This window comes from Bradyrhizobium sp. Pha-3, from assembly GCF_042258325.1.
Lineage (GTDB): Bacteria > Pseudomonadota > Alphaproteobacteria > Rhizobiales > Xanthobacteraceae > Bradyrhizobium > Bradyrhizobium elkanii.
Genome location: NZ_CP170151.1, coordinates 5135209 through 5160725, shown reverse-complemented (window position 1 = coordinate 5160725; position 25517 = coordinate 5135209). Strand labels below are relative to the sequence as shown.

The window sequence follows — 25517 nt, the reverse complement described above, 5'->3', positions numbered from 1 at the left end:
ATCGCCTCCTAGTTCGAGGTACAGACCTTGACGCTCTTCATGCCGGTCTCGGCTTCGGTGCGCGTCTTGTAGACAGTGCCCGACGGACTGACGATGGTGGTCGTTGTGTCGACCGGCTTCTTGTCGACGATCGTGCACTTCTTCGTCTTCACGTCTTGCACGACGTAGAATTCGTCCGCTGCAAATGCCGGCGTGACGAAAGCGGCGAGCAACGATGCCGCGACAATCGCTTTAATGTTCATGTTGGTCTCCTCCAATAGCCTCATGAAGGAGGTGGAACGGGAGAAAATGGCGAAGGTTCCTAGAACCAGGCTTGCGTTGGCGAGCCGCTCCGAATCAAAGCAAGCGAAAAATGACCGGAGATGGTGCGGCGATTTGCAGCACTGGCTCGCCGCGCTCTCCGGCTTGCCGAAGGCTGTGGCGAATGGTCGCTAGGGATACGCAGACGCGAGATCGGCGAGCGATTCCTGACCGAAGGGACCGCGCTGTCCGAGTGGCGATGCGATCACGTGACCGGATGCGGCCGGCGATCGGCAGGCTGCTTTCGAAAATTCAGGAGGAAGCCCCATGATCCCGTCCCACATGCGCCTGTTCGGCGCGGTCGTCGCGCTGTTGCTTGGGGCGAGCGGTCCGGCGCCCGCACAGCAGCTCGAGCTCAAGCTGATGGCGCCGGCGGCGCCCGGCGGCGGCTGGGATCAGACGGCGCGCTCGATGCAGCAGGCGCTGGTCGCCTCCGGTGTCGCGCGCAGCGTCCAGGTCACCAACGTTCCTGGCGCCGGCGGCAGCGTCGGCATCGCGCAGTTCGTCAACGGCGCCAAGGGCGACGGCAACCAGATGATGGTGAACGGCTTCGTCATGGTGGGCGCACTCGCCATGAACAAGTCGCCGGTGACGCTGGATCAGGTGACGCCGATCGCGCGCCTCACCGAGGAGACCCAGGTCATCGTGGTGCCGGCGAACTCGCCGATCAAGACGGCGCAGGATCTCGCCGCCGCGGTGAAGGCCGATATCGCCAAGGTGACCTTTGCCGGCGGCTCGGCCGGCGGCGTCGACCATGTGATGGCGGCGCTGTTCGCGGGCACGGTCGGCGCCGACGCCAAGAAGATCAACTACATTCCGTTCTCGGGCGGCGGCGAGTCGCTTGCAGCCATTCTCGGCGGCAAGGTCACGGCCGGCATTTCCGGCCTCAGCGAATACGAAGGCCAGATCAAGGCCGGCAAGCTGCGCGCGCTCGGCGTGACCTCGGCGCAGCGTTTGCCCGGCGTCGACATCCCGACCTTCAAGGAGCAGGGCATCGATCTCGTGCTGGCCAATTGGCGTTCGGTGGTCGCACCGCCCGGCATCACGCCGGAGCAGCGCAAGGTGCTGAGCGATGCGGTCGAGAAGATGGTGAAGTCCGATGCCTGGAAGGAGATCCTGAAGCAGAAGGGCTGGGATGACGCCTATCTCGGCGGCGACGCGTTCGCGGATTTCCTGAAGAAGGAGACCGCGCGCGTGACCGAGGTGCTGAAGTCCGTCGGCCTCGTGAAGTCATGACGCCGGACGCGGCGTCTGAAAATCTCCCGCCCGCGCCGGCGCGGCGCGTCGATCGCGCCGGCGTGGTCATCGCGGCCGCGCTTGCCGGGCTTGCCGCGGTGCTGGTGTGGGACGCCAGCAAGCTGCCGTCCACCACGATGTACGGTATGGGACCGGAGGCGATGCCGGTCGTCATCGCAACCGGCCTTGTCATCCTCGCGGTCGGCAATCTGATCGATGCGCTGCGCGGCAACCTGCCGCCGCGCGAGAGCATGGATCCGAAACCGGTGTGGCTGATCATCGGCGGCCTGGCGCTCCTGATCGCCATCATCGGCTTTGGCGGCGGCTTCATCCTCGCGGCTTCGGCGCTGTTCGTTACCACGTCGGCGGCGTTCGGCCGCCGCGCCGTGCTGGCCGACACCGCCATCGCGCTCGTGATCACGACGCTGATTTATCTCGCGTTCGACAAGCTGTTGACGCTGAGCCTTCCCGCCGGCCCGCTGGAGCGACTGCTGTGATGGACACTTTCGCCGCGCTGGCGCACGGCATGGCGGTCGCCATGCAGCCGATGAACCTGCTTTACGCCCTGATCGGCGTGTTCCTGGGCACCGCGGTCGGCGTGTTGCCGGGCATCGGACCGGCGCTGACGGTCGCGCTGCTGCTGCCGGTGACCTACAAGCTCGATCCCGGCGGCTCGCTGATCATGTTCGCCGGCATCTATTACGGCGGCATGTATGGCGGATCGACCACCGCGATCCTGATCAACACGCCGGGCGAGAGCGCGTCGATGGCGACCGCGCTCGAGGGCAACAAGATGGCCAAGGCCGGCCGCGGCGGCCCGGCGCTGGCGACCTCGGCGATCGGCTCGTTCGTGGCCGGCACCATCGCCACCATCGGCCTCGCATTCCTAGCGCCATGGCTGGTCGATTTCGCGGTGCGCTTCGGGCCGGAGGATTACTTCGCGCTGATGTGCGTCGCCTTCGTCACGGTGTCGGCAACCTTCGGCGACTCGCCGGTCCGCGGTCTCACCAGCCTGTTCATCGGCCTCACGCTCGGGCTGGTCGGCATCGACAAGCTGACCGGTCAGGCGCGGCTTGCCTTCGGTATCCCCGAGCTGCTCGACGGCGTCGAGGTGACGACGCTCGCGGTCGGCCTGTTCGCGGTCGGCGAGGCGCTCTATGTCGCCTCGCGCCGTCATCACGCCGAGGAGAAGCTCGAGCCGGTGCGCGGTTCGCTGTGGATGACGCGCGAGGACTGGCGGCGGTCGTGGAAGCCGTGGCTGCGCGGCACGCTGTTCGGTTTTCCGATCGGGGCGCTGCCGGCCGGCGGGGCGGAGATCCCGACATTCCTGTCCTATTCCACCGAGCGGCGGCTGACCAAATATCCGGAGGAGTTCGGCAAGGGTGCGATCGAAGGCGTCGCAGGGCCGGAAGCGGCGAACAACGCGTCCGCCGCCGGCACGCTGGTGCCGCTGTTGACGCTCGGGCTGCCGACCTCGGCAACGGCTGCAATGATGCTGGCGGGCTTCCAGCAATACGGCCTCAACCCGGGGCCGCTGTTGTTCGCGGAGCGGCCCGACCTGGTGTGGGGCCTGATCGCGAGCCTGTTCATCGCCAACGGCATGCTGCTGGTGCTCAATCTGCCACTGGTCGGGCTCTGGGTGCGGCTGCTGGCGATTCCGCAGCCCTGGCTCTATGCCGGCATTCTGGTGTTCGCCACCATGGGCACGATCGCGGCCAAGCCGTCGGTCGTCGAGCTGTCGATGCTGGCGGCGTTCGGCGTGATGGGCTTTTTGATGCGCCGGTTCGACTTCCCGATCGCGCCCGTCGTGATCGGGCTGATCCTCGGGCCGATCGCCGAAAGCCAGCTGCGCCGCGCGCTGGCGATCAGCCTCGGCGATCCCATGGTGCTGCTGCAAAGCCCGATGTCGGCGACGCTGCTCGGCATCGCGCTGATCGCGCTGCTGGCGCCGTTCGTGCTCAAGGGGCTCGGGCGGTTCAAGGCGAACGAGGATTAGGACGCGACCAGATCGTAAAAGGCCCGCTCCGGGGCTCGCATTTCGGAGCGGGCCAGTCTGGGCACGGCAAATATCGCCGCGACGCAAAACCTAGCGCGACAAGCTGACACCATCCTGACGACGGTGAAAAAAGCGAGGCGGCTGAACACCGCCTCCCGGTCACAGGATTTTCCGTGAACTGAAAGTTCAGCTCACCATTTGTAGGCGAGGCTCGCCGTGATGCGGCGGCGGTCGCCGTAATAGCAGGAGCTGATGGTCGCGCAGCTCGCGACATAGATCTTGTCGGTGACGTTCACGACATTGAGCGCCGCGCGCCAGTTGTTGTCCCATTCGTAATGCAAGGCGAGGTCGCCCAGCACGACCCCCGGGACGCGTGCGGTGTTCGCGGTGTCGGCAAAGGACGAGCCGACATAGCGCACGCCGCCGCCGAAGCCGAAGCCCGTGAGCGGGCCGTCGCGGAAGGTGTAGTCGGTCCACACTGATGCGAGCTGCCGCGGCGCGTTGGTCGGCACGGTGCCGATCAGCGCGGGATTGAGGTCCTTGCTGACGAACAGCTCGTAATTGGTGTAGCTCGCCACCAGCTTGAAATCGCGCGTGATGTTCGCGACCGCCTCGAGCTCGACGCCGCGCGAGGTGACTTCGCCGTTCTGGGTCTGGAACAGCGGGTTGTTCGGATCTGTTGTCAGCGCGTTCTTGCGCTTGAGGTCGAAATACGCGACGCCGAACCGCGCGTTGAGCCCGACCGGCTCGTACTTGACGCCGACCTCGGTCTGCTCCGAGGTTTCCGGCAGCAGCAATTGGCCGGCCGCGGTGGTGCCGATCACCGGATTGTAGCCCGTCATGTAGGAGACGTAGGGCGCAACGCCGCTGTCGAAATTGTAGATCGCGCCGACACGGCCGGAGAATTTGCTGTCGTCGCGGCCCTGCGACGCGCCGATCCGGTTGTTGTTGGTGAGATCGACCCAGTCCTGGCGTCCGGACAGCACAACCGTCAGGCGGTCGAGCTTGACCTGATCCTGCAGATAGAGCCCGGCCATGCCCTGGGCGAGATAGCCGTTCTGATAGAGCGGGCCGCTGTACGGCAGGTTGGTGCCATAGACCGGATTGAGCACGTTGAGATTCGTGCCCATGCCAAAACCCTGGCGGTCGTCGATGCCGTAATATTTCAGATCGACGCCGACCAGCGCGGTGTGCTGCAGCGCGCCCGTGGCGAAGCGGTATTCGAGTTGGTTGTCGAGGTTGAGCTGGGTGGCGATGCCGCGGGTGTAGAAATTGCCGCGGGTGATGTCGGCGGCGGCCGGCGTCGTCGCGTAGCCGAGCCCGTAGAGGCCGGCATAATAGACGTCGACATGCGCCATGCGCGCGTTCTGGCGGAAGTCGACGCTGTCAGTCACGCTCTTCTGGAACTGGTAGCCGACCATCTGCTGGTCGCGCCGGAACTGGTCGGCGCTGGGATCGCCGACGAACAGGCTGGTCGGAATCCGGCCGAACGGCGCGTTGGTGACGGTGCCGACATAGGGCAGGAAGTTCAGCGCGCGGGTGTTGCTGTGCGAGGCCATGCCGAACACGGTGAGGCTGGTGTCGGCATCGGGCCGCCAGGTCACCGACGGGGCAAAGAAGAAGTTGTTGTCGTAGACATAGTCGGTCTGGGTGCCGCCGCCCTGGGCCTGGCCGACGAGGCGGTACTGCACCTGGCCATTGCCGGGCTGCGCCGTCGCGCCGCCGATGTCGAACTGGGTATAGGCGTTGCCGAAATTGTTGACGCCGGTCTCGATGTAGCGAATGGGCTCGGTCTGCGGCAGCTTGCTCACCGCGTTGACGAGGCCGCCCGGCGCCGAGCCGCCATACAGGATGCCGGACGGACCGCGCAGCACCTCGACGCGCTCGAGATTGAAGGGCTGCAGCTTCCAGCTCGCATAGGAGGTGTAGAACAGCTGCAGGCCGTCGAGGAACAGCGACTCGTTCTGCGCGGGGAAGCCGCGGATCATGAACCAGTCGTTGCGGAAATCGGCGCCATAGGTGCCGCCGATGACGCCCGGCGTGTAGCGCAGCACCTCGTCGAACTTGCTGACGATCTTCTGGTCGCGGATCTGCTCGGCGCTGATGACGGACACCGATTGCGGCGTCTGGATGATCGGCGTGCTGGTCTTGGTGCCGCTGGCGCTCAGCCGCGCCAGATAGCCGGTGACCGGGCCGTTGGCGCGTTCGTGCCCGCCGCCGCCGCCCGCGGGCTGCTGAGCGATCTGCGGCTGCGCGCCCGCTGGCGCAACTGTTGCGCGGCGCGAGGCGCTGCGCGGGCGTGCGGTTCGTTGCGAGGGTTGCTGCGATCGCGCCGCTTGCCGCTGCGGCGCTTCGACGGTCACGGACGGCAATTGCGTCTGGGCGACGACATCGTCCGCACCGACAACCGAAAACACAACGACAGCCGAAGCAGCAAACCGCTGCGGCCGAATCCACCTGCACGACATTAATTCCACGCTCCGTAAAAAAATCTTGAGCGAGTCGTTATCACGGTGATTTTCGCGAGCAGCCTGCACGCGGTTAGAAGCTGTCGAAGTTGCGCGCAAAGCTTGGCTGTGTGACCGGGAGACAACGGCGCATGACGCGCAATTGCACGCATCGCGTGAGAGCTTTGAATCGATCCAGTGTTGAACGATTCAAAAATCGAACGATTCAAAAATCGTCTCGCCGTCTCGTGAGCCAAATGTATCGCGATCGCGCGCGTCGCGATCAGGCGGGTCCGATGTCGCGTGGTTGCGCGAGCAGCGCTTGCAAACCTCGAGGTGCTGGTCGTCTTGTCCGTTAGCCCGCGCGGTCGGGAAGGGGGCGTCACATTCCATTCGGTGGCCGCCTCAGCCGTGCTGGCCGGGCGGCTGGAACCGGATGGCGGGGGCGGCCACCCGCCGGCTGGCAATCCCCGCCATCCCCACCATATCTGGCATAATTGACCGGCAGGGACCGCAACCGCTTGGCCATTTTGGGGCGATGTGATAACGCTCTGAAACCAGCTTCGACCGCCACTCGTGACCGTCCGCATCCCGCCTAAAGGCTTGCGGCGGTGGAGATATTTCGCCGATGACCTCATCCACCAAGACCGCTTCCGCGCCCGATTCCTTCTTCACCGCGACCCTCGCCGAGGCCGATCCCGAGATCGCCGCCGCGATCAAGGGCGAGCTCGGCCGGCAGCGTCATGAGATCGAGCTGATTGCCTCCGAAAACATCGTCAGCCGCGCCGTGCTGGAGGCGCAGGGCTCGGTGATGACCAACAAATACGCGGAGGGTTATCCGGGCGCGCGCTACTACGGCGGTTGCGAGTGGGTCGACGTCGCCGAGACGCTGGCGATCGAGCGCGCCAAGAAGCTGTTCGGCGCCGGCTTCGCCAACGTCCAGCCGAACTCCGGCAGCCAGATGAACCAGGCGGCGTTTCTGGCGCTGCTGCAGCCGGGCGACACCTTCATGGGCCTCGACCTCGCGGCCGGCGGCCATCTCACCCACGGTTCGCCGGTCAACATGTCCGGCAAGTGGTTCAAGGCCGCGCACTACACCGTGCGCCGCGAGGACCAGATCATCGACATGGACGAGGTGCAGAAGCAGGCCGAGCAGGTGAAGCCGAAGCTGATCATCGCCGGCGGCTCGGCCTATTCGCGCGCCTGGGACTTCAAGCGCTTCCGCGAGATCGCGGACTCGGTCGGTGCGTATCTGTTGGTCGACATGGCGCATTTCGCGGGCCTCGTGGCAGGCGGCGTGCATGCCTCGCCGGTGCCGCACGCACACGTCACCACCACGACGACGCACAAGTCGCTGCGCGGTCCGCGCGGCGGCCTGATCCTCACCAATGACGAGACGCTGGCCAAGAAGCTGAACTCGGCGATCTTCCCGGGCCTGCAGGGTGGTCCGCTGATGCACGTCATCGCCGCCAAGGCGGTGGCGTTCGCCGAAGCGCTGCGGCCGGATTTCAAGGTCTACGCCAGGAACGTGGTCGAGAACGCCAAGGCGCTGGCGGAGACGCTGCGCGGCCACGGCCTCGACATCGTCTCCGGCGGCACCGACAACCATCTAATGCTGGTCGACCTCAGGCCGAAGGGCCTGAAGGGCAACATCTCCGAGAAGGCGCTGGTGCGCGCCGCCATCACCTGCAACAAGAACGGCATCCCGTTCGATCCCGAAAAGCCGTTCGTCACCTCGGGCCTGCGTCTCGGCACGCCGGCGGCGACTACGCGCGGCTTCGGCGTCGCCGAGTTCAATCAGGTCGGCGGCATGATCGCCGAAGTGCTGAACGCGCTGGCGCAGTCGCCAGACGGCAAGGCGCCGCTGGTCGAGGCCGCGATCAAGGAGCGCGTCAAGGCGCTGACCGATCGGTTCCCGATCTATCAGTAAAAGGTCGCTGTAGAGGTCCCGTCGGATGCGCTGCCCGAGCTGCAATTCTCTCGATACGCAGGTCAAGGACTCGCGTCCGACCGAGGACTCCGCGGTCATTCGCAGGCGTCGCGTCTGCATGGCCTGCAACTTCCGCTTCACGACCTTCGAGCGGGTGCAGTTGCGCGAGCTGACCGTCATCAAGCGCAACGGCCGCCGCGTGCCGTTCGACCGCGACAAGCTGGTGCGCTCGCTGCAGATCTCCTTGCGCAAGCGCCCGGTGGAATCCGAGCGGGTGGAGAAGATGGTGTCGACCATCGTGCGCGAGCTCGAAAGCGGCGGCGAAGCCGAGGTCTCCTCGGAGGCGATCGGCGAGATCGTGATGGAGCATCTGCGCCAGCTCGACGACGTCGCCTATGTGCGCTTCGCCTCGGTCTATCGCAATTTCCGCGAGGCCAAGGACTTTGAGGCCGTGCTCGACGAGTTGACCGGCGAAGAGGACCCGCGGCTCGCGACGCTACGCAAATGATCTTCCGGATATTGGAAGACCAGTTCGCGCAGAAGGCCAAAGAGGCCAAGGACGCGGCAAAGGCGGTCGATCTGCGCTTCATGCAGCTGGCGCTCGCGCTCGGCCGGCGCGGGCTCGGGCGCACCTGGCCCAATCCGGCGGTCGGCGCCGTGATCGTCAAGGACGGCATCATCGTCGGCCGCGGCTGGACGCAAGCAGGCGGCCGCCCGCATGCCGAGGTCGAGGCGCTGCGGCGCGCAGGTGACGCCGCGCGCGGCGCCACGCTCTACGTGACGCTCGAACCCTGCTCGCATTTCGGCCGCTCGCCGCCCTGTGCGGATGCCGTGGTTGCGGCCGGGCTCGCCCGCGTCGTTTCGGCGATCGAGGATCCCAATCCGGAAGTCGCCGGGCAGGGGCACGCCAAGCTGCGCGCCGCCGGCATCGCGGTGGATGTCGGGCTGTGTGCGGCGGAAGCTGCGCGCGACCACGCCGGACACTTCCGCCGCATCCGCGACAAGCGCCCGCATGTGATCCTCAAGCTCGCGGTGTCCGTCGACGACAAGATCGCCGCCAGCGGCCACGAGCCGGTCGCGATATCAGGCGAGGCCGCGCGGACCCGGGTGCATTTGCTGCGCGCGCAGAGCGACGCGATCCTGGTCGGCATCGGCACGGTCAAGGCCGACGATCCGCTTTTGACCTGCCGGTTGCCGGGGATGGCGGCGCGCTCGCCGGTGCGCCTGGTGCTGGACCGCGCGCTGCGGATTTCAGGCGACAGCCGCCTGGTGCATTCGGCGCGCGAGACGCCGCTCTGGGTGATGACCTCTGACATGGCGGAGGCGCCTGCCGCGGTGAAGTTAGGTGCCGCCGGGGCGCAGGTGATCCGCGTCTCCGCCAGCGCGCCTGAAGGTCTCGATCTGCCGTCCGTCCTGCATGCGCTGGCGGAGAGGGGGATCTCGCGGCTGCTGGTCGAGGGCGGATCGCGCGTGGCAAATTCTTTCGTGGCAGCCGGCCTTGTCGACGAGATCTGGCTGTTGCGCGGACCCGATGCGATCGGTGCCGGTGGCGTTCCCGCGCTGGACGCAATGCCGCTCGACGCAATCACGCAGTCGCCGGCCTTTCGCCTTCGTGCTAGCGAAACCCTCGGCAAAGACAGTCTCATGATCTACGAGCGTGCGTAATGTTTACCGGAATTGTCACCGATATCGGTGAGATCACCAGCCTGAAGCAGGTAGCGCAGGGGCAACTGCATCGCATGCGAATTGCCTGCGACTACGACCAGACCACGATCGCCGACGGCGCCTCGATCGCCTGCAACGGCGTCTGCCTCACCGTCGTCGCCTCCGGCACCGCCGACGGCAAGACCTGGTTCGATGTCGATGCGGCGGCCGAGACGCTCGGCATGACCACCGCCAAGCATTGGGCGCAGGGCGGCCGGCTCAATCTCGAGCGCGCGCTCAAGATCGGCGATGAACTCGGCGGTCACATCGTGGCCGGGCATGCCGACGGGATCGCAACCATCGTCAAGCGCGACGACCTACCCGACATGGCGCGCTTCGAGCTGCGAACCAGCCGCGAACTGGCGCGTTTCATCGCGGCGAAGGGTTCGATCACGCTGGACGGCGTGTCGCTGACCGTGAATACGGTCGACGATGTGACATTTTCGGTGCTGATCATCCCCCACACGCTTGCTGTCACGACCCTGAGCGGCTGGAAAGCCGGCAGCGAGGTCAATATCGAGGTCGACCTGATGGCCCGCTACGCGGCGCGGCTGTCGGAGATGAAATAGCTTCGGCCCGCGCATTGCGGCCGAGGCAGGCATCCTTATCTGCCTATTCGCTTCGGGGCGATTTCCAGTCCCGGGGGCCTATGCATTGCAGGCGAACCCGGCCTGAAAAATCGGGCTGATCGCGGTGACATCCGGGCCAGTATTGCCCTTGGCTTTAGCCCCTGCTGCGCCTAAAACGCTGCACAACTCCTCCCCAAGTTCCGATTGGTATTGTAATGGCTGACGCGCGGCGCGAACCCCTGAAGGACCAGACCGACATTACCGGCGCACGCGTGCTGATCGTCGAGGCGCGGTTTTATGACGACATCCAGGATGCGCTGCTGGAAGGCGCGCTTGCCGAGATCAAGGCCGCAGGCGCCAGCCATGACGTGATCACGGTGCCGGGCGCGCTGGAGATTCCGGCGGCGATCGCCATCTCGATCGACGCGGCTGAAGCGAACGGCAAGCCCTATGACGCGGCGATCGCGCTCGGCTGCGTGGTACGCGGCGACACCATCCATTTCGAAATCGTCTCGCAGGAATCCTCGCGCGGATTGATGGATTTGGCCGTCAGCCGGAAATTCCCGCTCGGCAACGGCATCCTCACCGTCAACACCGAGGCGCAGGCCTGGGCGCGGGCGCGCGCCAGCGAACTCAACAAGGGCGGCGACGCGGCGCGTGCGGCGCTGGCGATGCTGCGGATCAAACGCCGCCTGGCAAAGGCCTGACCATGGCTGACAACAAGAAGCCCGCGAAAGCTCCCGATAGAAAAGCCAACCGCCGCGGCGCGGCACGGCTCGCGGCGGTGCAGGCGCTCTACCAGATGGACATTGGCGGCGCTGGCATCAACGACATCTTCGCCGAGTTCGAGAGCCACTGGCTCGGCAACGAGGTCGAGGGCGAGAAATACCTGCCGGCGGAAGCCGCGTTTTTCCGCGACGTGGTCTCCGGCGTGGTGCGCGACCAGGCCAAGCTCGATCCGCTGATCGACGAGGCGCTGTCGAAGGGCTGGCCGTTGAAGCGGATTGACGCCATCCTGCGCGCGGTGCTGCGGGCAGGGTCCTACGAGCTGGAGCATCGCAAGGACGTACCGGGCCGGGTGGTGGTCTCCGAATATGTCGACGTCGCGCACGCGTTCGTCGAAAAGGACGAAACCGGCATGGTCAACGCCGTGCTCGACCAGATCGCGCGCCAGTTCCGCGGCGACGAGTTTGTGCGGAGCTGAGTGGAGACATATGATCGCTTGACCGTCACCCTGAGGAGGCCGCGCAGCGGCCGTCTCGAAGGGCGGCGGCCCGGCTGGGGCCGTGCATCCTTCGAGGCTCGCTCCGCTCGCACCTCAGGATGACGGGGCTGCTATCGTGACGCAGAGCGACAAACCGATATCCGGCGAAGACTCCCTGATCGCGCGCTATTTCAAGCCGCTCGCGACCGATCCGGGTGCGTTCGGGCTCGACGATGACGCCGCCGCGCTGAGGGCTGATGGCGAGGACATCGTGGTCACCACGGACGCCATCGTCGAGGGCGTGCACTTCCTTCTCGATGATCCGCCCGACACGCTGGCGCGCAAGGCGCTGCGGGTGAACCTCTCCGACATCGCCGCCAAGGGCGCGGTGCCGGCAGGATTCGTGCTGACGCTGGCGCTGCGCGGCGCCGAGGAGGCCTGGCTGAAGCCGTTTGCCCGGGCGCTCGGCCAGGACGCCGCGCATTTCGGCTGCCCGCTGCTCGGTGGCGACACGGTCTCGACGCCGGGGCCGCTGATGATCTCGATCACCGCGTTCGGCCGGGTGCCGCAGGGCACGATGGTGCATCGCGCGGGGGCACAGGCGGGCGACCGCGTGTTCGTCACCGGCACGATCGGAGACGCCGCGCTCGGCCTCGATGTGCTCCGGGGCGGCCCGGTCGCCGCGGCTCTGGCGGACGATGTCGTCGGGCGGGATTTTCTTGCCGCCCGTTACCGTGTTCCGCAGCCGCGCAACGCGTTGGCCAAGGCCGTCCGCACCCACGCCAGCGCCGCGATGGATGTGTCCGACGGTCTTGCCGGCGATCTGACCAAGCTTTGCGCAGCCAGTGGTGTGGCGGCCGTAATCAATGTGCCGAGTATCCCGTTGTCGTCTGCAGCCGCAGGGCTGCTCGCGCGCAAGGCGATCGATATCGAGGCCTTGGTGGCCGGCGGTGATGATTACGAGCTCTTGTGCGCGGTCCCGAGCGATCACGTCGACGCGTTTCTGCGCGACGCACGGCAGGCCAAGGTCGCGGTAACCGCAATCGGCGGCCTGATCGCAGGCTTGTCGCCACCAAGCTTCCTTGACGGGCAGGGTCGGGAACTGAAGTTGAAGCGGCTGTCGTACAGCCATTTCTAGAGCGTTTTCGAGCGAAGTGGGCACCGGTTCGCGTTAGGAAAACGCGTCGGAACGCAACGAGCGCGAGACTTCCCGCGCCTGATGATGCCGATTTTCCTTCTAAATAGCTGCCGATATCGGCGTTTTCGGCCACAGGTGGCGTTGCACAGCGGTAACGATTTTGGCAAGGTCGCGCCCGATTTGAGGCAATCCGTTTTTGGGGAGGATTGTCCTCGCAAAACAAGCGCCTGCCGCCCCCTAGCGGCACAAGAAGGCGCGGGGGTTACATCAAGGATCTGAGGCAACATGACAGCTTTATGGTTGATTGTGCTCTGCGGGGCGCTTTCCATCGTCTACGCGATCTGGGCGACGCAGTCGGTCTTGAACGCGGATGCGGGCAATGCCCGCATGCAGGAAATCGCGGCCGCGGTGCGCGAGGGCGCACAGGCCTATCTGCGGCGGCAGTACACGACGATCGGCATGGTCGGTATCGTGATCTTCGTGGTGCTGGCCTACTTCCTGGGCCTGCTCGTGGCGATCGGCTTTGCGATCGGCGCCATCTTGTCGGGGGCTGCCGGCTTCATCGGCATGAACGTCTCGGTGCGCGCCAACGTCCGCACCGCGCAGGCGGCAACCACCTCGCTCGCCGGCGGCCTCGAACTCGCCTTCAAGGCGGGCGCGATCACCGGCATGTTGGTTGCCGGTCTCGCGCTGCTGGGCGTCACCATCTACTTCATGGTGCTGGTCAAGTTCATGGGGCTCGAAGCCGGCAGCCGCACTGTGGTCGACGCCATGGTGGCGCTCGGCTTCGGCGCCTCGCTGATCTCGATCTTCGCCCGTCTCGGCGGCGGCATCTTCACCAAGGGGGCGGACGTCGGTGGCGACCTCGTCGGCAAGGTCGAGGCCGGCATCCCCGAGGACGATCCGCGCAACCCGGCCACCATCGCCGACAACGTCGGCGACAATGTCGGCGACTGTGCCGGCATGGCGGCTGACTTGTTCGAGACCTATGCGGTGACCGCGGTCGCCACCATGGTGCTCGCGGCGATCTTCTTCGCCAAGACGCCGATCCTGGTGAACATGATGACGCTGCCGCTCGCGATCGGCGGTATCTGCATTATCACCTCGATCATCGGCACCTTCTTCGTCAAGCTCGGTGCCAGCCAGTCCATCATGGGCGCCCTCTACAAGGGCCTGATCGCCACCGGCATCCTGTCGCTGGTCGGCGTCGCGCTCGTGATCAATTGGCTGGTCGGCTTCGGCAAGCTCGACGGCGTCGACTATACCGGCATGGCGCTGTTCTGGTGCGGCGTGGTCGGTCTCGTCGTCACCGGCCTGATCATCTGGATCACCGAATACTACACCGGCACCGACTACCGCCCGGTGAAGTCGATTGCGGCGGCGTCCGTCACCGGTCACGGCACCAACGTGATCCAGGGCCTTGCCGTCTCGATGGAGGCGACCGCGCTGCCCGCGATCGTGATCATCGCGGGCATCCTGGTCACCTACAGCCTGGCCGGCCTGTTCGGCATCGCGATCGCGACCGCCACCATGCTGGCGCTGGCCGGCATGATCGTCGCGCTCGACGCCTTCGGCCCGGTCACCGACAACGCCGGCGGCATCGCAGAGATGGCGGGGCTGCCCAAGGAAGTGCGCAAGTCGACCGACGCGCTCGACGCGGTCGGCAACACCACCAAGGCGGTGACCAAGGGCTACGCGATCGGCTCCGCCGGTCTCGGTGCGCTGGTGCTGTTTGCGGCCTATAACCAGGACCTCAAATTCTTCATCGCGGACTCCGCCAACCACCTCTACTTCAAGGGCGTCAACCCGGACTTCTCTCTGAACAATCCTTACGTCGTGGTCGGCCTGCTGTTCGGCGGCCTGCTGCCGTATCTGTTCGGTGCGATGGGCATGACCGCGGTCGGCCGCGCCGCCGGTGCGATCGTCGAGGAGGTGCGCCGTCAGTTCCGCGAGAAGCCCGGCATCATGCAGGGCACCGACAAGCCGGACTACGGCAAGGCGGTCGACCTGCTGACCCGGGCGGCGATCAAGGAGATGATCATCCCGTCGCTGCTGCCGGTGTTGTCGCCGATCGTGGTCTACTTCCTGATCTACGCGATCGCGGGCGGTGGCGCAGCCGGCAAGTCGGCGGCGTTCTCCGCGGTCGGCGCCATGCTGCTCGGCGTCATCGTCACCGGCCTGTTCGTCGCGATCTCGATGACCTCGGGCGGCGGCGCATGGGACAACGCCAAGAAGTACATCGAGGACGGCCACTACGGCGGCAAGGGCTCTGACGCCCACAAGTCCGCGGTGACTGGCGATACCGTCGGCGATCCCTACAAGGACACGGCGGGCCCGGCGGTGAACCCGATGATCAAGATCACCAACATCGTGGCGCTGCTGCTGCTGGCGATCCTGGCGCACTGAGCGGCGCGACACGACTGAAGCGCAAAATCCCGCGGTGCGAGCCGCGGGATTTTTATTTCTATATGGGCTTCGTTCGGCGTGCTTGCCGAACTGATCGACTTTCCGCCAACGATATCCGCAGAGACCCAGACGCGAACAACACGGAGATCAATCGATGTCACTCTCATCCGCACGGAACTACGCGCTCCGCGCTTCCAAATCACAGGATCAGAAGGAGGCCATCGAGCTGCTGTCGAAGGCGATCCTGGAACTGGCGATGTCGATTGAAGCAACCGACGCCAAGGTCAAGAAGATCAACAAGTCGTCGTAGCATGAGGCGCGACATGCTCACGAACGATCGCGGCGGCGGCTGCTACTTGACCTCCATCTGCAAGCCTTCCTTCTCGATGATTGCCGCGAACTTCTTCGTCTCGGCATCGACGAAATCGGAGAATTGCTGGGGCGTGCCGTAGTCGGCGCGCGCACCCATGCCGGCGATGTTCTTCTTGATGTCGTCGCGCTCCAGCATCGCCCTGACCTGGCGGTTCAGTTCGTCGAGCACCGGAGCGGGCGCGGTCTTCGGCAGGAAGACGCCGAACCAGGACGAGACGTCGAACTTTGCCAGTTCCGGCGCGCCCTCGCGCATCGTCGGCAGGTTCGGTGCGGAATCGCTGCGCTCCGGCGTGGTGACACAGAGGCCGTTGAGCTTGCCGTCCTGCACCTGCGGCAGCGACGGATAGAGATTGTCGAACAGGATCTGGATGTCGCCGGCGAGCCCCGCCTGCAATGCGGGACCGGCGCCGCGGAACGGCACGTGCGTCATCTTCAGCCCGGTGAGTTGCAGGAACCAGGCGCCGGTGAGGTGAGGGCTCTGTCCGGTGCCGGACGAGCCGTAGGTGAGCTTGTCCGGGTTCTGCTTCAGGAAGGCAATCAATTCGGGGATCGACTTGAGGCCGGTCGACGGATGCGCCGACACGATGTTCGGGATCCGGATCATGTTGGAGACAGGCTGCAACTGGTCGGCCTTGTAGGTCAGGTTGCGGAAGATGCTGTAGGCGATCGCGTTGGGGCCGGGATTGCCGATCAGGATGGTGTGGCCGTCGCCCTTGGCGCGCGCGACCTCGGATGTGCCGATGGTGCCGCCGGCGCCGGAGCGATTCTCCACCACCACCGACTGGCCCCAGAGCGGCTGCAAATGCGCCGCGAGCAGACGCCCCATCACGTCGGTCGAGCCGCCCGCCGCCGCCGGCACGATGATGCGGACGGTCTCGGTCGGCCGCCAGTCGCCGGCGCCGAGGCTTGTGCGCGGCAGGATCGACGCGGCCGTCATCGCGGCTGTGCCCGACAATACCGTACGACGGGAAAATCTCTTGGCTCTCATGCGTTTACCCCCTGCTCAGGCTCTTGTTTGCGAGCAAACTAGGGGACCGCTTGCCCCTCGGGCAAGCGACAACTTGGCGCAGCGGCTTATGCTCTGGACTCCGGTTTGACGCGTTTTCTCACGCGAACCGGAGTCCACTTCGCTCTAGTTGAAGCTCAGCAGCTTGAAGAGCGGTGTCAGGTAGGACATTTCTTGGCCTGACGTCGGCGTGGACCGGCTGACGAAGTCGAAGATCTTGCCGTCCTTCAGGCCGTAATTGGCGAGCCGGCGCACCTGCCGGTTCTTGTCGAAATAGACCGCGATCACGCGCTGGTCGATCACCCGCTGATTCATGAAGGCGACCGGGCGGGAGGTCCGTTGCGAGATGTAATAAAACACCTCGCCGTCCAGCGTTGCGACCGTCGAGGGCGTGCCGAGCACGATGAGCACCTGGTCCTGGCTCGCGCCGATCGGGATTTGCTCAAGCGCCCCTTCGGGCAGGATGTAGCCCTTCTGGAATTGTTCGCCGGCGCAGCCGCCGAGCGCGGCGCAGACGAGGCCGATCGCCGCGACGGCGCGGAGACGCGAAAAGAACCCGCGCGCGGAAGCGGCGCGAGACTGTCGTGAAAGAGTGTGGTTCATCGGCGGAACTGATCCGTCCCCTTGCATCGGCCGAGGCATTGACGTACCGGGCAGCTCAATGGATTGCAATCATGCCGAGCTCCAATGGGCGACCTCTCAACAGGCGACCCTTTGGGGACCGGCAGCCGGAACCCGTCATGCTTTGGCCGTTCAATCACTTCAGAAGACCCCGGGTGCCCGCGCGCAGCACCATTGAGACCATCTATGGCATGATCGTGACGCAGGCGCGAGAACCGTTGTTTTACCGTGACTTGGGCGTTCCGGACACGCTTAACGGCCGTTTTGACCTGCTTCTGATGCATCTGTGGCTGGTGCTGCGGCGCCTCAAGTCCGTCGAGGGCGGCGTAGCGCTGTCCCAGGCGCTGTTCGATCATTTCTGCATCGATATGGACGACAATCTGCGCGAAATGGGCGTCGGCGACCTCACGGTGCCGAAGCGCATGCAGGCCTTCGGTGAAGCCTTCTACGGCCGCACCGCGGCCTATGATCTGGCGCTGACCGACAGCCAGGCGGCCTTGGCCGAGTCGTTCTGCAAGAACATCCTCAACGGTCAGAACATCGACAAGGCCCGCGAGCTCGCCGCCTACGCCCAGGAGGCGATGGAAGAGCTGGCGCGCGCCGATCTCGCGGCTTTGGCCAAGGGCGCTTGGCGCTTTCCGGTAGCACAGGCTGCGGGGACGGCGGCATGAGCGGCGGCACCACAGGGCAGCCCGATGCACGGCGCGACCGCGACCCCTGGCGGGTTCTCGTCAATGTCGCGCAGATCCCGGAGACCGGCCTGCATCGCGAGATCGCGGCCGACGAGGCGGCGCGCAAGGCGATGGCCGAAGTTGCCGAGTTACGGGAAGTCGTCTCCGCGCACGCGGAGTTCGACCTGCAGCCCAAGCGCGACGGCAGCTACCAAGTCACCGGCAGAGTTAAGGCCAGGGTCGGGCAGACCTGCGTGGTGACGCTCGATCCGATCGAGAACAAGATCGATGAGCCGATCGATGTGGTGTTCGCGCCGCCCGAGCAGATTCCGCATATGGCCGACCTGGTCGACGACGCCGACGACAGCGATGAGGAAACGCCGGACCCGCCGGAGCCGATCGTCGGCGGCGTCATCGACATCGGCCGGCTCGCCACCGATGCGCTGTTTCTCGGCATAGACCCGTATCCGCGCAAGGTGGATGCGGTCTTTGAACAGAAGGTTGAAGCGCCTGACCCGGAAAATCATCCTTTCGCGGCCCTGAAGGCGCTGAAGGAAAAGCCGGACGGCAAGAAGCCCAAGGGGAGTTGAGGGCAGCCGACGCCACATTTGCGGGGATGGCTTGCCTGCAAGCTTGCGCGAGCGGCGTTCCCAGTTACTTCAAATATGTGTCACAATACATTGAAATACAATGTATTTCTGGTATGTTCTGATGTGTTGCGTGACGGTTCGGCAGCTGCCTCATTTGCGGTCAAGAGGTTGTGTCGGATCGAGGACACGCTATTGTCGCGGCCCGGCCGGGACGCGAGTTGGTGTTTCGCCGCGCGCCGTTGACGGCGGTGACTTCAAGCTCGCGGTCTTCGTCTGAAGGCTGCGGGAAAGCAGGCTTCCGGGACGTTCATGCCTCAAAAGGTTCGAATAGCGCTTGACGCCATGGGGGGCGATGTCGGCGCTTCCGTCGTCATTCCCGGCGCCGCAATCTCGTTAAGCCGTCATCCCGACAGCGAATTCCTGCTGGTGGGGGACCGGGCCCAGATCGAGCCGGAGCTCGCCAAGCATCCGGCGCTGAAGGCGGTATCGAAAGTGATCCATACCGACGTCGCCGTGAAGAACGATGAGAAGCCGAGCCAGGCACTGCGGCGGACCCGCAGGGCGTCCTCGATGTGGCTCGCGATCGACGCCGTGAAGCATGGCGAGGCCGACGTTGCGGTCTCCGCCGGCAACAGCGGCGCGCTGATGGCCATGGGCAGCGTCAATCTGCGGACGCTGCCCGGTGTCGACCGCCCGGCGCTTGCGGCGGTGTGGCCGACGCTGCGCGGCGACTCTGTCGTGCTGGACCTCGGCGCCACGATCGGCGGTGACGCCCGCCATCTGGCGACGCTGGCGGTGATGGGCAGCGCCATGGCGAGCGTGCTGTTCAACCTCGAACGGCCGACCGTCGGCCTGCTCAATATCGGGTCCGAGGAGATCAAGGGGCACGGGGAAATCCGCGAGGCGGCGGAGATGCTGCGCGCGATGAACTCGACCCAGTTCAACTATATCGGCTTCGTCGAGGGCGACGCGATCGGCAAGGGTCTCGCCGACGTCATCGTGTCGGAAGGTTTCAGCGGCAACATTGCGCTCAAGGCCGCCGAGGGAACCGCGCGCCAGATGTTCACGCTGCTGCGCGAGGCCATGTCATCGAGCTGGCTGGCGCGAATCGGCTATGTGCTGGCCCGCGGCGCGTTCCAGAAGCTGCGCGACAAGCTCGATCCCAACAAGTCGAACGGCGGCCTGCTGCTCGGCCTGAAGGGCGTGGTGGTCAAGAGCCATGGCGGCACCAACGCGGAAGGCTTTGCCTATGCGGTGGATGTTGGCTATGAGATGGCCCACTTCGATCTCCTCACCAAGATCAATCAGATGCTCAATCGCGACGGCAGCGCCCTGGTGCGGGCGCAGACCGCGCAGGAGGCTGTCTCGTGACTGCTATACGTTCGGTAGTGCTCGGCTGCGGCTCATATTTGCCGGAGCGGGTTTTGACCAATGCCGAACTGGCCAGCCGGATCGACACGTCGGATGACTGGATCGTGCAGCGCACCGGCATCAGCGAGCGCCACATCGCGGCCGACGACGAATTCACCTCGCATCTAGCGATCAAGGCGGCGCAGGCTGCGCTCGCCCATGCGCAAGTCGATGCGCAGTCGATCGACCTGATCGTGCTCGCGACCTCGACGCCCGACAACACCTTTCCTGCCACCGCGGTCGCCGTCCAGCACGGGCTCGGCATCAACCATGGCGTCGCGTTCGACCTGCAGGCGGTCTGTTCCGGCTTCGTCTTCGCGCTGGCCACCGCCGATAATTTCCTGCGCGCCGGCACCCACAAGCGGGCGCTGGTGATCGGTGCTGAAACCTTCTCGCGCATTCTCGACTGGAACGACCGCGGCACCTGCGTGCTGTTCGGCGACGGCGCCGGCGCGGTCGTGCTGGAGGCGCAGCAGCATTCCGGCACCACCAGCGACCGCGGCGTGTTGACGACGCATCTGCGCTCCGACGGCCGCCACAAGGCGAAGCTGTTCGTCGATGGCGGGCCCGGCTCGACCCGGACGGTCGGGCATCTCCGCATGGAGGGCCGCGAGGTGTTCAAGCACGCCGTCGGCATGATCACCGACGTGATCGTCGACGCCTTCAACGCCACCGGCTTCACCGCCGAGGACATCACCTGGTTCATTCCGCACCAGGCCAACAAGCGAATCATCGATGCGTCGGCGCACAAGCTTCATATTGCGCCGCAGAAGGTGGTCCTGACGGTCGACAAGCACGGCAACACGTCGGCGGCCTCGATCCCGCTGGCGCTGTCGGTCGCCGTGAAGGACGGGCGCGTCAAGAAGGGCGATCTGGTGCTGTTCGAGGCGATGGGCGGCGGCTTCACCTGGGGCTCGGCGCTCGTGCGCTGGTAGCGCATCGCCAAAGAGTATCGACAGGTTGCTGGTATCTTTCCTGCACCCGGATGCTTGTCGCTGTTGACCATTGCGCGCTAAGCTTTTAATTTCAGTCAAGAAATTGTTCGCCGAGAGTGCGGGGCAGGCGATGACCACGGGAACCGGAAAAACAGTTACGCGCGTCGATTTGTGTGAGGCGGTCTACCAAAAGGTGGGTCTGTCGCGCACGGAATCGTCGGCATTTGTCGAGTTGGTGCTGAAGGAGATCACCGATTGCCTGGAAAAGGGCGAGACGGTGAAGCTGTCCTCATTCGGCTCCTTTATGGTGCGCAAGAAGGGCCAGCGTATCGGGCGTAATCCCAAGACCGGCACCGAGGTGCCGATCTCGCCGCGGCGGGTGATGGTGTTCAAGCCGTCGGCGATCCTGAAGCAGCGGATCAATGGCCATGTCGTCACCAATGGCGACGGCAGCAAGGCCGACTAGAGCGTTTTCAAGCGAAGTGGATACCCGGTTCGCGTGAAGAAAACGCGGCAAAACTAGAATCCGGGGCCCCGTTCCGATTCAATCGGAACGGAAAGGCTCCAGGCATTGAGCTCAAAGGAGCGGGCATTTGGACAAGGCGCCGGATGCGTTCCGTACCATCAGCGAGGTCGCTGATGAACTCGATATTCCCCAGCATGTGCTGAGATTCTGGGAAACGCGCTTCGCGCAGATCAAGCCGATGAAGCGCAGCGGCGGACGCCGCTATTATCGCCCCGACGACGTCGACCTGCTCAAGGGCATCCGCCGGCTGCTGTACGGCGAGGGCTACACCATCCGCGGCGTGCAGCGGATCCTGAAGGAGCACGGCATCAAGTCGGTGCAGGGCATTGCCGACCAGACCGCGGCGGTCTCGTTCGGCGCGGTCGAGGAAGCCGTCGGCAACAGCATGGCCGAGCCCGACGACCTCGAGAGCAGCGACGGCCTCGATTTCGACGGCGAGGAGGGCGACGGCGACGAGAAGGGGATCGACTACCGATTCGTCGATCCCGACGAGGATCCGATCCTGTCGACCTACAAGGCGCATGCCCATCCGGGCAAGGCGCCCGCCGCGGCGCCGCCGGTGCGCCCCTCCGTTCCGTCAGCGGATCGGGAGCGGCTCGAACGCGTGCTGCAGGAGCTGGTCGCCTGTCGGCAGATGGTCGACGCGGCGATGAAGGACGGCTGAGGCAAGGACGCCTGCCAAGGGAACCGGCCTCGGAATACAGTCTTTGAGAGCCTGCCCCGCCTTGCGCGAACGCAGGATCGCAGCTAATGGAACGGCATCGGAGCGTGGCGCAGCCCGGTTAGCGCACTAGTCTGGGAGACTAGGGGTCGGAGGTTCAAATCCTCTCGCTCCGACCAATTTTCGGAACGTTCGGCGGCGTTCCTTCCGGCCGATGTGGCCGCGACTTCAGGCCTCGGCTTCCATCGCAACAATCAGGCAGGCCTTTTCCAGGCGGTTGGTGAGCATCGAAAGCTTGGCCGTGAACTCGGCCAGCTCCGGCTCGCTGAACTCCTCGAAGACGGTTTTCTTGAACGCCTTGTGCTGTTCGGCGAGGCCCGCGAGGTGCTTTTTGGTCTTGTCGGTCAGCGACAGCCGGACCACGCGCGCATCGGCCGGGGAGGGCGCGCGCCGCAGCAGCTCCTTCTGCTCGAGCAGCTTGGATTGCGTGGTCACGAACGACGGATCGACGTGCAGCAGCTTCGACACCACGTTGATCGGCACGCCGTCATCCTTGTCGAGATCCGAGATCGCGATGAGAATCATCCATTGCGGACCGCTGACGCCAAGCGACCTGCCCCAGAACTGACGGACGCGCTCCAGATGCGAGTTGATGGCGGAAATCTCGAGCGTGAATCGCTTGATGATGTCGAGATGTTCGATGGCGCGCTGGCGCGTCGTATCCTTCCTTGTCACTGACACAGCTTCCTCTTCCCTCGGGCGCCGACTCAGCTTTGTGCTGATTCATTTCTTGTTTTCTGCGCTGCAGTACGTTTTTTCCCGCAAGCCGCCAACGAACGCAAGTGAACGTAAAGTAATTATGATGGTCGCGTGACGGTTGGACTATTTGCGGTGTGACAAGTTTTCCCAGGTAAGCAAAGGGCTTACAGGCAGCGTTGCCGGCGAGACACAGTGTGGCCGCATTCGCATTCCTGACTTTATAAACTATTTTGATTGGCGAACTCGCCAATGCATATTGAACCCGGCGGTAGGGGAATCTCGATCGTCCCGTTGCGGTGATCGTTCAAGTCCGTCGCACACCACAGATTGATCTGAGGGTGCGGGGTTTGGGGAAAACGGTCTTGGACAATGCGGGAGGATCACGGGGCGCTCGCGGCCTCGGACTCTCCGCATATGAGCAACTTGGAGGTTTAATATGAATTTGAAGAGCCTTATCCTGGGCTCGACGGCTGCGCTGGTCGCGGTCGGCGGGGCACAGGCGGCCGATCTTCCCGTCAAGGCCAAAGCGGTCGAGTACGTGAAGGTTTGCTCGCTTTACGGTCCGGGCTTCTACTACATCCCCGGCACCGACACCTGCATCAAGCTGGGCGGCTATGTGCGTGCTGACGTCGTGGTGAACGGCAACAGCGTGTACGGCGCGAACTACAACGGCGCCAGCGGTGCCAACAACCGTTTCACGAACGGCTACACCTGGCGTTCGCGTGAAGACTTCAACATCGATACGCGCACCGCGACCGAATACGGCGTGGTCCGCACCTATTTCGATGCGGTGTTCACCTGGACGTCTGACACCTATGCCGGCCAGGGCAACGGCTCGACCGTGTACTCGGCGATCGGCTCGTCTTCTGCGCCGAACAACGCAGGTTCGGGCAACGTGGCTGCCGGTACGGTCGGCGTCTACTATGCCTTCATCCAGTTCGCCGGCTTCACGATGGGTAAGGCGGTTTCGCAGTTCGCTGCCCCCTGGAACGGTTATCCGGGCAACAACTACGACGCGCTCGTCGGTGGCGTGAACACCACCAACGGCATCAACCAGTTCACCTACACCGCGCAGTTCGGCAACGGCGTGTCGCTCGCTCTGTCGGCGCAGGACCAGGTTGCCTACATGCAGGCTGGCGTGAACAACCTCGGTGTCGGTGGCGCTTACGGCTCCAGCGACTACGCCGGCACGATCGCTCCGGACTTCGTCGCTTCGCTCAAGGTCGACCAGGCTTGGGGTATCTTCCAGGCGTCGGTCGCCGCGCATGACAACCACGCTGCCTACTACGGCGGCACCGAGTTGACCGGTCATCCCGACGACAAGTGGGGTTGGGCTGGTGCGTTGGCCCTGTCGATCAAGAACATCCCGACCGGACCTGGCGACACCATCAACATCCAGGGCGTCTACACCGACGGTGCGACCCGTTACAACATCCAGGAACTGGCCAGCCAGGCCAGCTCGATCGCCATCTTCGGCGGTTCGAGCCTGCCGGGCGTCTATGGCAGCGTTGGCTTCGGAACGGCACCCGACACGGTGTTCGGCCCCGGCGGTCAGCAGCAGTCCATCAAGACCTGGGGTATGCGCGGTGCGTACACCCACAACTGGGATCCCTACTGGAACACCAGCTTGTACGGTGCGTTCGCCGCTGTTTCGTACAACGACGCGGCTAAGTCGCTCATCTGCGGCGTTGGTGGCGTCGGTGGTTCGTTCCGTGCCGCATTCGCTGGCGGCGCTGGCGTGACCGCCTGCAACCCCGACTACAACATCGCGCAGATCGGCGTGATCACCCGTTGGACCCCGGTCAAGAACCTGACCTTCTCGGCCGACGTGACCTACTCGCACCTCGATCAGAAATATGCCGGCATCATCACGACGTCGTCGACTGCTATCGGCAAGCCGACCGCGACCTACGAGCTGAAGGATCAGGACACTGTCCAGATGCTCTTCCGCGCTCAGCGCAACTGGTAATTCCGGTTGATCTGATCACGATCCGACAGAACCCCGGCAGGCAACTGCCGGGGTTTTTCTTTGCGGAAGATTCCGAGAAGAGCTGAGCTGCGTCATTTCGGTCCACGCGAACGACGAAGACGAGCCATGCGATTCATCAGCCGCCAAACTTATTTACTTACCTGATCTACTAAACTATATACGCCACGGCCAACACATTGAATGATGGCTCTTAGCTAGCTGCTAAGCCTCCCAAACCTCCGGCAATGCCCTGCCGGAGGTTTTTGATTCAAGGGCTCAGCCGGCGTCGACGATGGTGGTGTGCGTCGCCCGCGCAAGCTGCGGCTGGCGATCGGGTTGCCGTCGCCTTGCCGATTCGACGCCGTCAAGATTTGACGGAATCGATCCGCAGTGCATTCTCGCCATTCATGGGACGCTTCAAGAACAGCCGCCTGGCGCGCATGAGCAGCGGCCACTATTGCCTGATCCGGGATCTCGGTCTGGTGAAGGGCGGCAAGGGATTGCGGCACCATGAGGTGATCATCGATTTCTCGTGGCGCGGACTGTTCAAGCTGGCCCTGAGCGCAGGTGCCGGCGCCCTGCGGCGGCGCGCATCTGTGCGCATCGAGACCGCCGAATAGCGCGGGCCGCATCATGACGCGGCTTGGCCTGCGGCCAGGATGCGCGCGATCATCGCGTGAGGCTCACGCGCTTCGCAAACAAGTATTCGAATTCGGGCGACCTGATCCTAACATTGTCAGAGCTCCGCCTATGACGATCGCGCGCTGTGCCACGCCGCGCGCTGCGCCGATTGCGATCAACGTGGTCCATCTGCGCAGGTGCTGTCGCGCTGCTTCGCTGGAGTTACCTCGGCGGCAGCAGCCGCGGTGGAAATTCCGGCCGCGATCGCCATCAGCGTTGTCGCGACCAATCTGTTCAGGATGTGCACGATCATCGTCTCCTGTTGTCGATGTCGGATTGTTCGCAACGCGGAATGATCTCGTTACGCCGCCGCCGCTTCAATTTGCTGCACGCGGCTCACTTGCGCGTGAGGAGGCGCCGTTGCTGGGCGACAATTCGGTGATGTA

At 64.7% G+C, this 25517-nt stretch carries 26 protein-coding genes and 1 tRNA gene; 21 read left to right on the top strand and 6 right to left on the bottom strand.

The genetic code is table 11. The features are described 5' to 3' along the window. Positions 1-8 precede the first annotated feature (8 nt). Positions 9-242, bottom strand: a complete 234-nt coding sequence (locus tag ACE10X_RS24250) for a hypothetical protein (protein WP_038385433.1) — start codon at positions 240-242, stop codon at positions 9-11. Between the two features lie 325 nt (positions 243-567). Between ACE10X_RS24250 and ACE10X_RS24245 the strand changes: the two genes are divergently transcribed. From ACE10X_RS24245 to ACE10X_RS24235, 3 genes are read left to right on the top strand one after another with little or no spacing between them, the layout of a single operon-like run. Continuing rightward, on the top strand, positions 568-1536 hold the full coding sequence (locus tag ACE10X_RS24245) for a Bug family tripartite tricarboxylate transporter substrate binding protein (RefSeq protein ID WP_375762974.1): 969 nt from the start codon (positions 568-570) through the stop codon (positions 1534-1536). Then, a complete protein-coding gene (locus tag ACE10X_RS24240; protein ID WP_375762973.1) occupies positions 1533-2033 on the top strand; it encodes a tripartite tricarboxylate transporter TctB family protein in 501 nt (166 codons plus the stop codon). The genes ACE10X_RS24245 and ACE10X_RS24240 overlap by 4 nt, the downstream gene beginning before the upstream one ends. Then, complete coding sequence (locus tag ACE10X_RS24235) at positions 2033-3532, top strand: tripartite tricarboxylate transporter permease (protein WP_038385405.1); 1500 nt, start codon at positions 2033-2035, stop codon at positions 3530-3532. The genes ACE10X_RS24240 and ACE10X_RS24235 overlap by 1 nt, the downstream gene beginning before the upstream one ends. Before the next feature lie 191 nt (positions 3533-3723). Here ACE10X_RS24235 and ACE10X_RS24230 read toward each other — a convergent pair whose 3' ends face one another. After that, positions 3724-6000, bottom strand: coding sequence for a TonB-dependent siderophore receptor (locus ACE10X_RS24230; protein WP_038385406.1), 2277 nt, complete (start codon positions 5998-6000; stop codon positions 3724-3726). Between the two features lie 607 nt (positions 6001-6607). On the opposite strand from ACE10X_RS24230, the gene glyA reads away from it, so the two are divergent. From glyA to ACE10X_RS24185, 9 genes are all read left to right on the top strand, one after another. Then, positions 6608-7909, top strand: a complete 1302-nt coding sequence (gene glyA / locus ACE10X_RS24225; protein ID WP_038385407.1) for a serine hydroxymethyltransferase — start codon at positions 6608-6610, stop codon at positions 7907-7909. Positions 7910-7934: 25 nt separating this feature from the next. Then, entirely contained in the window at positions 7935-8417 is a 483-nt protein-coding gene (gene nrdR, locus ACE10X_RS24220; RefSeq protein ID WP_016844999.1) for a transcriptional regulator NrdR, read from the top strand. Beyond that, positions 8414-9574 (top strand): bifunctional diaminohydroxyphosphoribosylaminopyrimidine deaminase/5-amino-6-(5-phosphoribosylamino)uracil reductase RibD, encoded by a 1161-nt coding sequence (gene ribD / locus ACE10X_RS24215; RefSeq protein WP_038385408.1) that lies wholly within the window; start codon positions 8414-8416, stop codon positions 9572-9574. The genes nrdR and ribD overlap by 4 nt, the downstream gene beginning before the upstream one ends. Beyond that, a complete protein-coding gene (locus tag ACE10X_RS24210; protein WP_038385409.1) occupies positions 9574-10182 on the top strand; it encodes a riboflavin synthase in 609 nt (202 codons plus the stop codon). Before ribD ends, ACE10X_RS24210 begins: the two co-directional genes overlap by 1 nt. Positions 10183-10397: 215 nt before the next feature. After that, positions 10398-10889 (top strand): 6,7-dimethyl-8-ribityllumazine synthase, encoded by a 492-nt coding sequence (gene ribH / locus ACE10X_RS24205; protein WP_038385410.1) that lies wholly within the window; start codon positions 10398-10400, stop codon positions 10887-10889. A gap of 2 nt (positions 10890-10891) precedes the next feature. Then, positions 10892-11386 (top strand): transcription antitermination factor NusB, encoded by a 495-nt coding sequence (nusB, locus tag ACE10X_RS24200; protein WP_038385411.1) that lies wholly within the window; start codon positions 10892-10894, stop codon positions 11384-11386. A 136-nt stretch (positions 11387-11522) separates the two neighbouring features. After that, positions 11523-12524: a thiamine-phosphate kinase gene (thiL, locus tag ACE10X_RS24195; protein WP_038385412.1), complete on the top strand. Its 1002-nt coding sequence runs from the start codon at positions 11523-11525 to the stop codon at positions 12522-12524. A gap of 285 nt (positions 12525-12809) precedes the next feature. Next, on the top strand, positions 12810-14930 hold the full coding sequence (locus ACE10X_RS24190) for a sodium-translocating pyrophosphatase (protein ID WP_038385413.1): 2121 nt from the start codon (positions 12810-12812) through the stop codon (positions 14928-14930). Between the two features lie 154 nt (positions 14931-15084). Continuing rightward, complete coding sequence (locus ACE10X_RS24185; RefSeq protein WP_016844991.1) at positions 15085-15240, top strand: hypothetical protein; 156 nt, start codon at positions 15085-15087, stop codon at positions 15238-15240. A gap of 42 nt (positions 15241-15282) precedes the next feature. Here the strand turns inward: ACE10X_RS24185 and ACE10X_RS24180 are convergent, their stop codons facing one another. Both ACE10X_RS24180 and ACE10X_RS24175 read right to left on the bottom strand, forming a co-directional pair. Further along, on the bottom strand, positions 15283-16290 hold the full coding sequence (locus ACE10X_RS24180) for a tripartite tricarboxylate transporter substrate binding protein (protein ID WP_038385414.1): 1008 nt from the start codon (positions 16288-16290) through the stop codon (positions 15283-15285). Positions 16291-16434: 144 nt separating this feature from the next. Continuing rightward, a complete protein-coding gene (locus tag ACE10X_RS24175; RefSeq protein ID WP_018271914.1) occupies positions 16435-16911 on the bottom strand; it encodes an outer membrane protein assembly factor BamE in 477 nt (158 codons plus the stop codon). 137 nt (positions 16912-17048) lie between these two features. Here ACE10X_RS24175 and ACE10X_RS24170 point away from each other — a divergent pair, with 137 nt between their 5' ends. The 7 genes from ACE10X_RS24170 (at position 17049) to ACE10X_RS24140 (ending at position 21901) form a co-directional block, all read left to right on the top strand. Beyond that, a complete protein-coding gene (locus tag ACE10X_RS24170) occupies positions 17049-17600 on the top strand; it encodes a ubiquinol-cytochrome C chaperone family protein (RefSeq protein ID WP_038385415.1) in 552 nt (183 codons plus the stop codon). Beyond that, the gene (locus ACE10X_RS24165; protein ID WP_038385416.1) at positions 17597-18190 is read left to right on the top strand and encodes a DUF177 domain-containing protein; all 594 of its coding nucleotides are present in this window, start codon (positions 17597-17599) and stop codon (positions 18188-18190) included. The genes ACE10X_RS24170 and ACE10X_RS24165 overlap by 4 nt, the downstream gene beginning before the upstream one ends. Before the next feature lie 309 nt (positions 18191-18499). After that, a complete protein-coding gene (plsX, locus tag ACE10X_RS24160; protein WP_038385417.1) occupies positions 18500-19561 on the top strand; it encodes a phosphate acyltransferase PlsX in 1062 nt (353 codons plus the stop codon). Continuing rightward, the gene (locus tag ACE10X_RS24155) at positions 19558-20535 is read left to right on the top strand and encodes a beta-ketoacyl-ACP synthase III (protein ID WP_028340939.1); all 978 of its coding nucleotides are present in this window, start codon (positions 19558-19560) and stop codon (positions 20533-20535) included. The genes plsX and ACE10X_RS24155 overlap by 4 nt, the downstream gene beginning before the upstream one ends. A 130-nt stretch (positions 20536-20665) precedes the next feature. Next, complete coding sequence (locus ACE10X_RS24150) at positions 20666-21001, top strand: integration host factor subunit alpha (RefSeq protein WP_035631661.1); 336 nt, start codon at positions 20666-20668, stop codon at positions 20999-21001. Between the two features lie 127 nt (positions 21002-21128). Further along, complete coding sequence (locus tag ACE10X_RS24145) at positions 21129-21725, top strand: MerR family transcriptional regulator (RefSeq protein ID WP_038385418.1); 597 nt, start codon at positions 21129-21131, stop codon at positions 21723-21725. Between the two features lie 98 nt (positions 21726-21823). Then, positions 21824-21901: transfer RNA gene (locus ACE10X_RS24140), tRNA-Pro, on the top strand. A 49-nt stretch (positions 21902-21950) separates the two neighbouring features. Here the strand turns inward: ACE10X_RS24140 and ACE10X_RS24135 are convergent. Next, the gene (locus tag ACE10X_RS24135) at positions 21951-22463 is read right to left on the bottom strand and encodes a MarR family winged helix-turn-helix transcriptional regulator (RefSeq protein ID WP_028340207.1); all 513 of its coding nucleotides are present in this window, start codon (positions 22461-22463) and stop codon (positions 21951-21953) included. Between the two features lie 454 nt (positions 22464-22917). Here ACE10X_RS24135 and ACE10X_RS24130 point away from each other — a divergent pair, with 454 nt between their 5' ends. Together ACE10X_RS24130 and ACE10X_RS24125 are read left to right on the top strand one after the other, a co-directional pair. Continuing rightward, the gene (locus ACE10X_RS24130) at positions 22918-24450 is read left to right on the top strand and encodes a porin (protein WP_016844978.1); all 1533 of its coding nucleotides are present in this window, start codon (positions 22918-22920) and stop codon (positions 24448-24450) included. 440 nt (positions 24451-24890) lie between these two features. Further along, complete coding sequence (locus ACE10X_RS24125) at positions 24891-25070, top strand: hypothetical protein (protein ID WP_244435829.1); 180 nt, start codon at positions 24891-24893, stop codon at positions 25068-25070. Between the two features lie 176 nt (positions 25071-25246). On the opposite strand, the gene ACE10X_RS24120 is transcribed toward ACE10X_RS24125, so the two are convergent. Then, positions 25247-25384, bottom strand: coding sequence for a hypothetical protein (locus ACE10X_RS24120; RefSeq protein ID WP_157788008.1), 138 nt, complete (start codon positions 25382-25384; stop codon positions 25247-25249). Positions 25385-25517 lie beyond the last annotated feature (133 nt).